We start from the raw sequence: 13,370 nt of genomic DNA, 5'->3' as shown, positions 1-13,370 counted from the left end.
GCCGGGCACCGATCCGGAACGGTCACGGAACGTGTTGACCTGCATCCGTGCAGTGGCTAGCGTCTCGCCGACGGTGCCTGGCGCACCACGAAGGTCACACAACGGAAGGGTGGTTCGGCGCGATGGGCGACCGGGTCGACGTCTGGGTCGAGAAGAGCATCGCCGACCATCCCGAGAGGATCGCCGTCACCGACTCCTCCCGGGACATCACGTACGGCGAACTGGGAGCGGCTGCCGAAACGGTACGGCGGATGCTGGCGGCCGCGGGCGTCCGGCCCGGCGAGCTCGTGGGCATGCGCATGCCGCGCGGCTGGCGGATCTACGCCGCGGTACTGGGCATCTGGCGGCACGGCTGCGGCTATGTGCCGGTGGACCCCTCCTATCCGCGACCACGCCAGGACTTCGTACTCGCCGACGCCGGGGCCCGCACGGTGGTCGGACCCGGTCCCGACGAGGGATTCGCCTTGAGCACCCCTCCGGCGGCGGACCCACCGGCATCGCCCGCGCCGGACGATACCGCCTACGTCATCCACACCTCGGGCTCCACGGGCCGCCCGAAGGGTGTCGTGATGTCCCACAGGAGTCTGGCGGCCTTCCTCCTCGGCTTCGTGTCGTCCCTCGGTCTCGGCGCGGACGAGGTGTGGGCCCAGTCCACGTCCCCCTGTTTCGACGTGAGCCTGGCCGAGTCATGGGCTCCGCTGGTGACCGGCGCCCGGCTGCTGGCGGTGCCGGAGCAGGCGCTGCGGGACCCGCGTCGCCTCGCCTCCCTGCTGGCCGAGACGGGCGCGACGGTCCTGAGCCAGGTGCCGACCGTCTTCCGCTATCTGCTCGACGCCGCCGAGCGGACCGGCACCTCCTTCCCCGCACTGCGCCGCGTTCTGCTCGCGGGCGAGCCGGTGGAACTGGCGGTGGTCTCCCGCTGGGCCGATCTGGGACTCTCCCCCGGGGCGACCTACCACAATCTGTACGGCCCGACGGAGGGCACGGTGTACGCGACCTGGCAGGAGCTGACCCCGCGCACGCTGGCCCGCCGGGACGCCCCGGGCACCCCGATCGGCAGCGCCCTCCCGCACGTCGACGTCGAACTGCGGGCCGACGGGCGGCCGGTGGCCGACGGGGAGACCGGGGAGATCCTTCTCGCCGGGGGGATCGCGGACGGTTATCTGGGGCGCCCCGAGCTGACCGAGCAGGCGTTCGTCCGCGACGCCGACGGCCGGACCTGGTACCGGACCGGTGATCTCGCCGTCCGGGACGACGACGGCACCCTGCGCTGCCTCGGCCGGGCCGACGGCCAGGTCAAGGTGCGCGGCATGCGGGTCGAGCTGGGAGAGATAGAGAGCCGTCTCCTCGCATGCCCCGGGGTGGCCTCCGGCGCGGTGGTCGTGGTGCCCAGTCCGCGCGGGGAACCCATGCTGGTCGCGTGCTTCGTCCCCCGCGACGAGGCCGACGACACGCTCGCGGAGCGGTTGCCCGCCGAGCTGGCGGCGTTCCTGCCGACCCACATGGTGCCCGCCAGGTTCCTGCCGCTGCCCACGCTGCCTCTCACCCTCAGCGGCAAGCTGGACCGCGGCGCGCTGGAGAAGACCGCCGGCGCGCGCCGCCCCCGCACCCGGTGACGCCGGTTCGCCGGGCGCCGATCAGGACTGCTGCGACCGTCCGGGTCCACGTCTCCTGGCGCGGACCCTTTCGAACCCGTCTCCGCGCAGAGTGTTCGCAACTTTTTCGCCATTTCGCCCTTTTCGTGACCCGTTCGTCTTTGCTGCCGGGCACTTTGGTGAGCACCTTTCCCCATGGTCAGCGCGTCGTGCTCCGGAGAACCTTGAAGCAGCAGGGAGCACAACCGGCAAACTCAGCACACAACGCTAGAAAACAGGAGCAACTGTGATAGTCAGCCGTCCCGTCACCACAGTGATCGCAGTCGCGCTGCTCGTCCTCGGCGCCCTAGCCGGCGCGCAGAGCTCAGCCGTTCAGTCCGTGGCCGCCGTAGTAGTCGCCGGCGACAGCGGCTGGGGCAGTGTGAAACCCCCCGTCGCGCTGGACCAGTTGTCGACGGAGCACACGACGGACGACAGCGGCTGGGGCTGAGCCGGGACCCCAAGGCGCTCCACGCGTCTGGCAGAACCTTCCGCGCGGAGGTTCCCCCCACCACCCGAATACGGACCAGTCCGCCCTTCCGCCGGGGGCGGACCGGCCCGCGTCAGGGTTCTCCTGCGACGAGGAAAACGGAATGGACACACGTCGACCGCCGACAGCCGCCGAAGCTCTGGCCTCTCTGAGCGTCCGCGAGCGTGAGGTCCTGCGACATCTCGCCGACGGCCTCACCTACACGTCCATCGCACGCCGAATGGACCTGAGCCCGCACACCGTCGACACTTATCTGCGCAGGATCCGGGAGAAGTCGGGGGCCCGGAGCCGGGTCGGTCTGCTCCGTCTCGCCATCGCCGCGGCCGAGGACCCGGACCAGACGCAATACCCGTGAGCTCACGACCCACCGACCCACAGACTTCGGTCAGGGCTACGGGAGGTGGGCCGGTTAAGGCCGCCGAGCTGTTCGCCCGCTCAGCGCCCTGACCGCCAAGCAGCCGCTCCGCCCCGACCGGTAACTGATCGTCAGAGAGTCGGCGCGCCATGCCACTCGGCCAGGTGCTCCAGGACGTACCAATGGGTGCGGTCGGTGACGGAAGCGGTGCGCTGAATCACGTTGTCGGCTCGGGCGAGCGCTTCGCGCAGGGCGTCCTCGGTGATGCCGAGCAGCGCAGCGCCCTCCTGGACCGTGACGATCGGAGGCCGCCCGTCGTCCCGGGCGGCGAACCGCGCGAAGGCCTCGGCTTCGTCGGTGTACATCCACATACGTCTGTCCCGCTGCACGGCCCCCCTGTCGGTGGGGGTGGGCCCGTCGACACTGCGGAACGGAGCGTACGCCGCCGTGGCGACGCTTTCGCGCAGCACCCACACGCGTTCGTCCGGCCGGTCGACGAAGCGCAGTCGGTAGCACCACAGCTCGATGATGCGGGACGCGTAGTGATCCGACTCGATGACACGCTCGTTCGAGGCGGACCGGACCACCTCCTGGCTGCAGTCGGTCGCGTCGAGCCACCGCATCCACAGGCGCGGGTCGAGCTCCTGCTGTCGGAAGGACGCTTCCATGAAGAAGTGGATCAGTCTTTCGTAGACAGCGGCGAGGCGGGTCGGCCACTCGGAGACGGGCAGCATGCATCCGACCAGGATCTTGCCGTCGGACCAGGCACTAAGGCCCACAACCAGGTTCCCGCCGACGTGCAGGAGTTCCGGACCGCATTCGGCCTCCACCCCCTTCTCGCGCAGCGAGGGCAGGCGCGCGAGCACCGACTGGGCCCCGGCGGCGTCCACGCAGATGATTCCGGAGCCCAGTCGGATGCGGGTCGCGTCCGACGGTACGACAGGAACGTGCTCGGGATGCATGGACTGTCCCCTCCCAGGAAAAGCCGTCCCTCGCATGGTGACGTCCTCTGCGGGGCGGGAACCAGCGGCCCCGCGCGTACGTCTCCGCCCGCGACCGGGCCGAAGGAGTACCCGTGCAGCCGGGCGACGAGACCGAACCCGGCCAACCGGCCTTGCATGCTGGTGGCGACGACCGACGGGGCGCGCGTCACTGTTCCTCCGCTCCGCGCCCGTCCGACCGCTCGATGCGGTCGTCACCTGGCAGATCGGGCAGCGGGCGGGCGTCTTCGCGCTCGACGGCCTCCTGGTGGAGGCGCAGCACGCCGTAGCCGCCGACCTGTTCGGGCTCCCGACCGGTGAAGTGGGCGAGCACGGTGCCGTCGGGTGCTCGTAGGGTGCGGCGAGTGCCCGACTCGCGGTCGTCTCCCGACCCCGACTCCCACCTCTCGGCGGTGACGGTGATGTGCGACCAGCGGACCGCGCGCATCGAGTCGCGGCCGGCGATCACGAAGCCGTCCTCGAAGCAGTAGAGGTGCGTCATCGGGCCGCCCTCGCGTCGCTCGAACCGGGGCCAGCAGGTGAGGCCGGCCAGGCCCAGGCCCATGACCAGCCACAGGGTCGTGATCAGACCGTCCGGCCAGCCGTGAACTCCGCGGACCAGGTCGTAGCCCGCCCCCCCTACGAAGAACACGCCCAGCATCATGAAGAACCCGTCGCCGGCCGCGGATCCCGGGACCGCGAGTCTCCGGTACGCGCCCAGCCCGTCGGCCGCCCCCATCGCCAGCGCCGCCTCGCGTTCGCTCACGCAGCCCTCCCCGCACCGGTGCCCACACCCACGACCCCGCCGTGGGGCCCGCCTCCTCCAGGGAGACGCTGCGGAGCCCGTCTGGGTTCCTCGGCGAAGCAGCGCACAAGCTCCCCGCGTAAGCCGCTCAACTGCCCACCCGACAACGCCATCTGACTGACACGCGGCACACACCGCCGACGACCCACCGACCCCGAAGTCACCGGTATGGGGACCAGACGGCATCCTCTCAGGCGTGGGGCGCCCTCTTCTCCCGCTCAGCCCCCCTGTGTCGCGGGAACACGTGACTACATGTTTCGCGACACGAGCGCCACAATGCCTCTGATACCGCCGTCGGACGGCAGCGGGACATCTGCGTCCCGGAGGAAGCGAACGAAGACGAAGCCGACTCGACGGCGCCCACAAGCCCCTCGCCAGGGATCGGGCCGACGCGAGATCGGAGAGTCAGAGCTGTGCCTGAGCCCAGACGGCTGGTGAAGCCGCTCGAGTCCTTTGTCCAGGAGTTGGCGCTGTGCGTCGCGACGAACGGGGACAGGGGACCGGCACTGCTGTGGCCGGAGGACTCCGAGACGCTGCCGGAGCTGCTGCGCATCGCGCGGCTCGCCTATCACCGGGAGCGCTGGCCGTACGCCTCCGACGCGGCGCCGCCTCGGACCGACGAGTGTCCGCCGGAGCCCGGGGCCCCGGAAGAGGAGGCGGAGCCGCTGCTGCTGGCCTCGGCGCTCGGCGCGCTGCTGGAGCTGCCGGTCCGCCCGTCCTTCCGGTTCATGCACTCCATGTCGGTCGGCGAGCAACAGGCGTCGAGCACGGTCGAGTACATCGTGACCGTGCTCGAAGGCGCGTGCCGATGCAGGCTCACCCGCACGGACGGCGTCCCGGGGGGCACCGTGGATCTGCGCCTTCGCGCGGGCGGGACACTCTTCGTGCCCCGCGACCACGCCTACGCTCTGCTGGACGTTCACACGCCGACGGTCCTGATGGAACTCCGCCTGGGCGAAACGGACTGACGGGCCGACGGGCTGACGGACCATCAGGCAGCGCCGGTCGTCAGCCCGTCCGCGGGTCCGGACTACTCGTTCTGCGGGTCGGCGCTCTCGTCGTCCGGGTCGTCGCACAGCAGCCCCCTGCTGGCCACCGCGAAACCGGCCTGGAAGCGGCTCTCCGCCCCGAGGGTCTGCATGATGTCCGCGATGTGTTTCCGTGTGGTGCGCAGCGACATGCCGAGACGGCGGGCGATCGTCTCGTCCTTCCGCCCGGTCGCGAGAAGCCTCAGGATGGTGCGGTCGAGGTCCTTGGCGACGGCTTCCAGTCCATCGGTGGCCGCGTCGGAGAACGGCTGGGCCTCCGTCCACGCCTGCTCGAACAGCTCGCACAGGAAGTGCACGACCGACGGTTCACGGATGACGACCGCGCCCCACGTCCCCTTGTGGTCGGGCAGGAAGGCCAGTTCACGGTCGAACACGATCAGCCGGCCGAAGAGCTGGTGCGCGGTGCGGTACTCGGCTCCGAGGGCGCTGGCCATGGCGACGTACGCCTGGCTGGGGCTGTTGAACCGCGCGGTGTGGTGGTAGAGCGTACGGATCCGCACCCCGCGGGCGAGCATCTCGCCATCCCTGGCCAGCGCGTCCTTGAGCACTTCGGGTGCCCGCGTGCCCCCCGGCTGGACGGTGATCATCTCCTCGCGGCACAGCTCGGCCGCCCGGTCCAGCGCCGCCCGTACCTCGGTCAGAGCGGGGATGGTGTCGAGGGGTGCGGGGGTGGCACGCTGCGCCTCCTCGTAGTGCAAGGAGAGCTGGGCGAACTGGTCGCGGAAGGCGCGCAGCGAGATCTGCTGCTCGCGTATCGCCCTCTCCAGCGGGGCGGTGGCCACGGCGGCGGCCAGATGCGGGTCGACCGCCCGCATCACCTGGTCGTCCTCCGCGTGCCGCTGGAGCAGGCCCATGTGAAGGAGAGCGTCGACGGCGCGCGACACCGTGGCTTCGTCGAGCGCGAGTTCCGCGGCCATCCGGGAGAGGTCGAACTGCCGGCGCAGGGCGAGCCACCGGTAGACGGCCACCTCCTCGGCGCCGAGTCGGTCGCCCACACCGAAGGGCTGGCTCTTGGCCTCCTGTTTCAAAGTCATCCCCTCTCCGTGAGAAGTAACGCGAGAACGCCGGACACGCCGCCGAACGTACCCCGAGCCGGGACGTGGCGAGGCGACGACGTGATGAAGGGAAGATGACTCGGGCAGCCCACGGGGAATCGATTCGCCCGGGGCCGACCTGCGCGTTCCGGTACCGCGTGACCTCCGCGGACGCTGCATGAGCAGGAGGCTTGTCGCGCCGTGCCGAACCGGCCGGCGACGGTCGTGGGTGGCGAGGCGTCCCCTCCACCGGGGTCGAGAAGGTGTCGTGTGTTCATCGCATCCGTTCCCCAGGTCGGCCCGCGTGCACCATGCGGGCCGATAATCCGATGGGTGTTCACTACGACGTCGGCGAGGACCGTCGGGCCCGACACCGCGCGAAACGGCCGGCCGCAGAGGAGACGAATGGCACGCTCCCCAACGCAGCCCGGTCCAGTCTCACAAGGCGCCAAACCACCCCCGGTCGACACACCACCACCGGTCCTCACCGGCGGCCCACGTGCCGCAACCAGTCCCCCTGGGCAGAGACAACCATAGCGTTATGGTAGGCAACAGGACATGACAATCGGAGCCGCTCGGCGCGCCGCGAGCGCGCGCCACCGCTCCCCGCCCTTCACGCCCCGCTGATCGCGGATCGCCGGCAGATCGATGGCATCCGGCACTCGCCTGGGTCGTCAGCGCCGAAGTACGATCCGGCCAACGTGCGGGGCAAGCTGGGAGGACGGACCGTGGCGGGATTGACCGGCGGTGATCCGTCTCTGCTGCGCAGGATCAATTCCGCGGTGGTGCTGCACGCGCTGCGGGCCACGGACTGTGCGACGCTCACCGAGGTCACCCGGGTGACCGGGCTGTCCCGGCCGACCGTCGAAGGGGTCGTGGAAGGGCTGATCGGGGCCGGGCTGGTCGTCGAGACGGCAGCCGAGGAGGGCGCCGCCCGGCGGCAGGGCCGGCCGGCGCGGCGATTCCGGTTCCGGGCCGAGGCCGGACACCTGCTGGGCCTGGAGATCGGCCCGCACCGCGTCGCCGCGCTCCTGGCCGACCTGGACGGCCGGGTGCTGGGGGCGCAGGCCAAGGACGTCGAGGAGACGGCCGACGCGGACGAGCGGTTGGAGCGGCTGCGCACCGCCGTCGCCGAGCTGCTGCGCCGGGCCGGGGTGGCACGCGGTTCACTGCGGGCCGTCGGGGTCGGCACGCCCGGCATCGTCGAGGCGGACGGCCGGATACGGCTGGGCACCGCACTGCCGCAGTGGACGGGGCTGCGCCTCGGCGAGCGGCTGAGCCGGTCATTCAAGTGTCCGGTGCTGGTGGAGAACGACGCCAACGCGGCGGCGGTGGCCGAGCACTGGAAGGGCGCCGCCACCGAGTCCGACGACGTGGTGATGGTGCTGGCCGGGCTGAGTCCGGGCGCCGGTTCCCTGATCGGCGGGCGGCTGCACCGCGGGTACGGCGGGGCGGCCGGGGAGATCGGCGCGCTGCATCTGCTGGGCCGGGAGGCGACTCCGGAGACCCTGCTGTCGACCACCGACGAGCCGCTGCACCCGCTCGACGAGCAGGCGGTGGCCGAGGTGTTCGCGCTGGCCCGCAAGGGGGACGCCCGGGCTCGGGCCGCCGTCGACCGGTTCATCCAGCGGCTGGTCCACGACGTGGCCGCGCTGGTGCTCGCGCTCGACCCGGAGCTGGTGGTGATCGGCGGCTGGGCGGCGGGCCTGGACGGCGTCCTGGAGCCGCTGCGCCGGGAACTCGCCCGGTACTGTCTGCGGCCGCCCCGGGTGGCGCTCTCCCTGCTCGGTGAGGCGGCGGTGGCGACGGGTGCGCTGCGGCTCGCCCTCGACCACGTGGAGGAGCAGTTGTTCGCGGTGGACGGAACGGTCACCGCGCGCCGCTGAGCCGAGCAGCCGCCCCGCACAACGCGTCGCGCCCCGGCGAAGATGCGGGGTGCGAGCGAGCAGCCGGGCAGCCGGGCAGCCGGGCAGCCGGGCAGCCGGGCAGCCGGGCAGCCGGGCAGCCGGGCGACGCTACGTGGCGTGGTGCGGTGCGACAAGGCGCTGCGCCGTGCGGTGCGACACGGCGCGGCGCCACGCGGCGCGGTGGCTGCTAGGACGCCTGTCGCTCGGGGCCGTGGTGGATCTCCACCCCGCCGGTGTCGCCGAAGGTCAGCCGGCAGGTGTCCGCGCGGTAGGTGGCGACGGAGAGCGCGGCGGTGCGGCCGGCCGCGAGGAAACGGGTGGTGACGACGAGCACCGGGGCGCCGGGGAGACGGTCGAGTTCCTTGGCGTCGTCCGCGCGGGCCGAGCCGAGCTCCACGGCGCGGTCCTGCCGCTCCAGCTCCAGGTGCTGCAGCTCGCGCAGGACCGCACGCGAGCGGGGCGCTCCGGACGGCGCGTCGATCGCCGTCAGCTCCGGGACCGAGGCCGCCGGGACGTAGAGCAGCTCGGCGGCGACGGGCTGGCCGTGCGAGACGCGCGAGCGGCGCACGATGTGCACGGGTTCCTCGGCGCCGGTCTCCAGGGCGGCCGCGACCGCGGCGGGCGGCACCGCGAGGGTGCAGTCGGTGGGCTGCCAGGCGTCCTGGGGGGCGCCCGGCCAGGCGTCCTGGTCGGTGCCGACCGCCACGCCCATGCGCGGGGGCGCGACCGTCGTACCGACGCCGCGGCGGCGCTGCAGCCTGCCCTCCAGTTCGAGCTGTTCGAGGGCCTGGCGAAGGGTGGCGCGGGCCACGCCGAAGCGGGCGGCGAGGTCGCGTTCGTTGGGCAGGATCTCGCCGACCGAGAACTCCGAGTCCAGTGCCTCGCTGAGCACGGTCTTGAGATGCCAGTACTTCGGTTCCGGCACCGATTCCAGCTGCGTGGTCCCCACCCTGTCCTCCGCGATCGCCGTGGTCCGGCGGCGTTTTTAGCGCCCTTGTTTATTAAAGGTTGTTGTACTTATCTGCGACCATAGGGCGGCGCACACCCTTGGTCAAGACCAATCCTCGATCCCTTGGCCCCCACATAGAAAGCGGTACCACACGCCGCTCACGAGGCGTTCGCACGGCGGCGCTCCCGGCGGCCGGAGCAAGGCGCGCTCCGCGGCTGCGACGGGCCGCTGCAGAGGCATCACTCACTTTCGACACATTCTTACTCTTTGGGGCAAATCACCCCATCCGCCGCTCGTCCGACCCAGAATGAGCCGGCGACCTCGCGGCGCGCCGACGCCAACCCTGAGCCGCCCCCGACGGGTTGACGGAGCACGCCGGCGCCCGACACGCCCCCACGGGGACTACCCGTGAGTAGCAATTGCTGACAAGCTGTCTCACCGCGTTCGCCGAAGTCCAGACGAGGAGCCCCCATGTCCGCCACCGTCTCGTTCAAAGTGCAGACCGCGCACGGTCGGCAGGATGTGACCGTCTCGTACGCGCGCGTGGGTCGCGGCGAGCCGCTGGTCCTCCTCCACGGGATAGGGCATCACCGGCAGGCCTGGGACCCGGTGGTGGACATCCTCGCCACCGAGCGGGACGTGATCGCGGTGGACCTGCCCGGTTTCGGCGCCTCCCCGGCCCTCCCCGACGGCCTCGCCTACGATCTGCCGACCACCAACACGGTGCTCGGCACCCTGTTCGAGGCGCTGGAGCTGGACCGGCCGCACGTGGCGGGCAACTCGCTCGGCGGCCTGCTGGCGCTGGAGCTGGGCCGCGAGCGGCTCGTACGGTCCGTCACCGCCCTCTCCCCCGCCGGCTTCTGGTCGCAGGCCGAACGCCGCTACGCCTTCGGTGTGCTCATCACCATGCGGCGGATCGCGGAGCGGCTGCCGCTCCCGCTGGTCGAGCGGCTGTCCCGGTCGGCCGCCGGACGGACGGCCCTGACCAGCACCATCTACGCCCGCCCGGCCCGCCGTTCCCCCGAGGCCGTGGTAGCGGAGACACTGGCCCTCGCACACGCCAGCGGGTTCGCCGAGACCCTGCGGGCGGGTGCCGCCGTCCAGTTCACCGACGACGTCCCCGGCATCCCGGTCACCGTGGGCTGGGGCACCCGGGACCTGCTGCTGGTGCGCCGACAGGGGGTGCGGGCCAAGCAGATCATCCCCAAGGCCCGGCTGGTACGGCTGCCCGGCTGCGGACACTGCCCGATGAACGACGACCCGGCGCTGGTCGCGCGCGTGATCCTCGACGGCAGCCGCTGACGGACGGCCGGGTGCCGGCGCCCTGGCCTCGGGTGCCGCGGCAACCGGCCGCCGCCACCCCGAACGGGCCGGCGCCCCGGGTCGCCGCTCCCCCGACCAGGCGGACCGGCAGTTGTTCACGCGCGGTTTGCGTGTGCGCTGCGGCGTACCAGTAGGTGTGGCGGTGCACATCTGGCCCGACCCCGTCCTGGAGGCCCTTTCATGTCCCCTTCGTTCCCCGGTCGCCGCAGCGTGCTGCGCGGCTCGCTGGCCGCGTCGGCGGCCCTGACCCTGCCCGCTGCGCTCGGTTCGGCGCCGGCGTTCGCCCTGTCCGGGCGTCCGCGCGCGGACTGGGGCGTGCAGGCGGGTGACGTGACCGCCGACTCGGGCCTGGTGTGGGTCCGTTCGGACCGGCCGGCCCGGATGATCGTGGAGACCTCGGCCACCGAGTCGTTCCGCAACCCCCGCAGGTGGCACGGCCCGCTGCTCGGCGCGGACAGCGACTTCACCGGCACCACGCGGCTGCACGGCCTGCCGTCCGGCGAGCAGATCCACTACCGGGTGCTGCTCGCCGACCCCGACGACCCACGCCGTACCGGAGAGCCGGTCATCGGCACCTTCCGTACCGCGTCCGCGCGGCGCCGGCAGGGTGTGCGGTTCGTGTGGTCCGGCGACCTGGCCGGGCAGGGCTGGGGCATCAACGACTCGATCGGCGGCTACCGCATCTTCGACGCGATGGCGAAGCTGGACCCGGACTTCTTCCTGTGCAGCGGTGACAACATCTACGCCGACGGGGTGATCCCGGCCACCCAGGCGCTGCCCGACGGCAGCCTGTACCGCAACGTGACCTCCGAGGCGAAGTCGCATGTCGCCGTCACGCTGGACGACTTCCGCGGCAACTTCCGCTACAACCTGCTGGACCAGGCGCTGCGCCGGTTCAACGCCCAGGTGCCGAACGTCATCCAGTGGGACGACCACGAGGTCCGCAACAACTGGTACCCGGGCGAGGTCATCGGCACCGGCACCCCCTACCCGGCCGGCACCAGGCTGGACGACATGGCGCTGCGCTCCCGGCAGGCGTTCTCCGAGTACTTCCCGATCTCCACGATCAGCGGCCGCCCGGACGGGCGGATCTACCGCGTCCACCACCACGGCCCGCTCCTCGACGTGTTCGTGCTCGACATGCGGACCTACCGCGACGCCAACTCGCCCGACGACCAGACGACCGACCCGCAGGGCATCCTCGGCGCCGAGCAGCTGAAGTGGCTCAAGCGCGAGCTGTCCCGGTCGCGCGCGGTGTGGAAGGTGATCGCCGCGGACATGCCGCTCGGACTGGTCGTACCCGACCCGGTCGAGGGCAAGGCGAACTTCGAGGCCGTCGCCCAGGGCGACCCGGGCGCGCCGCTCGGCCGTGAGCTGCAGATCGCGGAGCTGCTGCGGTACATCAAGCACCGGAAGATCACCGGCACGGTGTGGCTGACGGCCGACGTCCACCACACCTCGGCCCAGCACTACGACCCGTCGCGGGCCGCGTTCAAGGACTTCGCCCCGTTCTGGGAGTTCGTCTCCGGACCCCTGAACGCCGGCGCGTTCCCGGCCAACGCGCTGGACGGCACGTTCGGCCCAGACCGGGTGTTCGTCAAGGCACCGACCGCCTCCAACGTGTCGCCGGCGGAGGGCTACCAGTTCTTCGGCGAGGTCGACATCGACGGTGACAGCGGTGAGCTGACGGTGCGTCTGCGCGAGTACGACGGCACCGTGCTGTTCACGCAGAGGCTGAGGCCCGGCCGGGTAGGCCAGTGACTCCCGTACGCTTTTCACCGGGCCGTGCACCGGCGTCATCCCCCGGTGCACGGCCTCGGCCGCAGCGGGAAGCGGTAGAAAACGCAACAAAAACGGCGTAAGCATGCTTTACCCATCGGTCACAGAGCGTTCGTGATCACGCAACACCGTTGCTTCACAGTGGCTGCATGACTCGAGACATGTCTGATGTGACACGCAGGCGGCACGGACGCCCCGTGCACCACTGGCGGCGCGACGTCGTGGAACTCGCCGCCCTGTTCACGGCCGTCGCGGTGGCGGACGCGGTGGCCAACCTGATCGGACACGGCCCCGACGGCCCGGCGCTGCTGGTGATCTCGGCGCTCCTGCTGGCGGCGACCGCCGGCTTCCACGTCTGGTGGGCGAGGCGGCCAGGCCACGCACCGCCGGTGACGGACAGCGATACCGGCGCCCGGCAGGCCGTCACCGAGACACGGCAGGCCGGGCCCGGTGCGGACACCCCGCAGACCGGCGAGGCGGCGAGCACGCTGTGGCGGCTGCGGACGACGGTGCGGGACGAGCCCGGTTCGCTGGCCACGCTGTGCGCCGCGCTCGCCGGGCACCGGGTGGACATCCTGAGCCTGCAGACGCATCCGCTGGCCGACGGCACGGTGGACGAGTTCCTGCTGCGGGCCCCGGGCGAGCTGACCGCCGGCGAGATCACCCGGGCGGTCGCACGGGCCGGGGGCACGGACACCTGGATCGAGCGGGCCGACACCCACGATCTGGTGGACGCGCCGACCCGGGTCCTCGGCCTGGCCACCCGTACCGCGTTGGACGCGGCGGAACTTCCGCTGGCCCTTCGGCAGTTGTTGGGACGGTGCACGATCCGCTCGCTCCCCGCCCACCCGGTCGGCGGGGCCCGGAGCCCCGAGACGGTTCCCGTCGAGGGGGCGCTGGAGGACACCGTGATGCGGCTGCGCGCGCCGGAGGGGGGAGTGATCACCGTGGAGCGGCCGTATCTCCCGTTCACGCCGACCGAGTTCGCGCGGGCGCGGGCGCTGGTGGAGCTGGACGCCCGGCTCGGGCCGCGCATCCCGCGCGGCCACGACGTGATACCGGTTC

The 13,370-nt window shown here is 71.9% G+C and carries 11 protein-coding genes and 1 pseudogene; 8 read left to right on the top strand and 4 right to left on the bottom strand.

Annotated features, from left to right (window positions below):
• Window positions 1-122 precede the first annotated feature (122 nt).
• From AB0M11_RS12265 to AB0M11_RS12255, 3 genes are all read left to right on the top strand, one after another.
• The gene (locus AB0M11_RS12265) at window positions 123-1,616 is read left to right on the top strand and encodes an amino acid adenylation domain-containing protein (RefSeq protein WP_365704205.1); all 1,494 of its coding nucleotides are present in this window, start codon (window positions 123-125) and stop codon (window positions 1,614-1,616) included.
• 292 nt (window positions 1,617-1,908) lie between these two features.
• Window positions 1,909-2,085 carry a hypothetical protein gene (locus AB0M11_RS12260; RefSeq protein WP_365704203.1) on the top strand — a complete coding sequence of 59 codons (177 nt, stop codon included), beginning with the start codon at window positions 1,909-1,911 and terminating at the stop codon, window positions 2,083-2,085.
• Between the two features lie 142 nt (window positions 2,086-2,227).
• The gene (locus AB0M11_RS12255) at window positions 2,228-2,479 is read left to right on the top strand and encodes a helix-turn-helix transcriptional regulator (protein WP_365704201.1); all 252 of its coding nucleotides are present in this window, start codon (window positions 2,228-2,230) and stop codon (window positions 2,477-2,479) included.
• Between the two features lie 131 nt (window positions 2,480-2,610).
• On the opposite strand, the gene AB0M11_RS12250 is transcribed toward AB0M11_RS12255, so the two are convergent.
• The gene (locus AB0M11_RS12250) at window positions 2,611-3,441 is read right to left on the bottom strand and encodes a hypothetical protein (protein WP_365704199.1); all 831 of its coding nucleotides are present in this window, start codon (window positions 3,439-3,441) and stop codon (window positions 2,611-2,613) included.
• 187 nt (window positions 3,442-3,628) lie between these two features.
• Window positions 3,629-4,225 carry a hypothetical protein gene (locus AB0M11_RS12245; RefSeq protein WP_365704197.1) on the bottom strand — a complete coding sequence of 199 codons (597 nt, stop codon included), beginning with the start codon at window positions 4,223-4,225 and terminating at the stop codon, window positions 3,629-3,631.
• A 452-nt stretch (window positions 4,226-4,677) separates the two neighbouring features.
• Here AB0M11_RS12245 and AB0M11_RS12240 point away from each other — a divergent pair, with 452 nt between their 5' ends.
• Window positions 4,678-5,232: a hypothetical protein gene (locus tag AB0M11_RS12240; RefSeq protein ID WP_365704195.1), complete on the top strand. Its 555-nt coding sequence runs from the start codon at window positions 4,678-4,680 to the stop codon at window positions 5,230-5,232.
• Window positions 5,233-5,294: 62 nt separating this feature from the next.
• On the opposite strand, the gene AB0M11_RS12235 is transcribed toward AB0M11_RS12240, so the two are convergent.
• Window positions 5,295-6,347 carry a helix-turn-helix transcriptional regulator gene (locus AB0M11_RS12235; RefSeq protein ID WP_365704193.1) on the bottom strand — a complete coding sequence of 351 codons (1,053 nt, stop codon included), beginning with the start codon at window positions 6,345-6,347 and terminating at the stop codon, window positions 5,295-5,297.
• Window positions 6,348-7,075: 728 nt separating this feature from the next.
• Here AB0M11_RS12235 and AB0M11_RS12230 point away from each other — a divergent pair.
• A complete protein-coding gene (locus AB0M11_RS12230; protein WP_365704191.1) occupies window positions 7,076-8,233 on the top strand; it encodes an ROK family protein in 1,158 nt (385 codons plus the stop codon).
• Window positions 8,234-8,441: 208 nt separating this feature from the next.
• Here AB0M11_RS12230 and AB0M11_RS12225 read toward each other — a convergent pair whose 3' ends face one another.
• A complete protein-coding gene (locus AB0M11_RS12225) occupies window positions 8,442-9,203 on the bottom strand; it encodes a GntR family transcriptional regulator (protein ID WP_365704189.1) in 762 nt (253 codons plus the stop codon).
• A 471-nt stretch (window positions 9,204-9,674) separates the two neighbouring features.
• On the opposite strand from AB0M11_RS12225, the gene AB0M11_RS12220 reads away from it, so the two are divergent.
• The 3 genes and pseudogenes from AB0M11_RS12220 to AB0M11_RS12210 form a co-directional block, all read left to right on the top strand.
• Complete coding sequence (locus AB0M11_RS12220) at window positions 9,675-10,505, top strand: alpha/beta fold hydrolase (protein ID WP_365704187.1); 831 nt, start codon at window positions 9,675-9,677, stop codon at window positions 10,503-10,505.
• A 201-nt stretch (window positions 10,506-10,706) separates the two neighbouring features.
• Window positions 10,707-12,287, top strand: a complete 1,581-nt coding sequence (locus AB0M11_RS12215; RefSeq protein WP_365704185.1) for an alkaline phosphatase D family protein — start codon at window positions 10,707-10,709, stop codon at window positions 12,285-12,287.
• A gap of 179 nt (window positions 12,288-12,466) precedes the next feature.
• A pseudogene (locus tag AB0M11_RS12210) lies at window positions 12,467-13,370 on the top strand (GNAT family N-acetyltransferase); the annotation flags it as partial.

The organism is Streptomyces sp. NPDC051987 (genome assembly GCF_040680735.1).
Taxonomy (GTDB): Bacteria; Actinomycetota; Actinomycetes; order Streptomycetales; family Streptomycetaceae; genus Streptomyces.
Note: the sequence above shows the minus strand (reverse complement) of the source record. Positions and strands in the feature narration are given on the sequence as shown.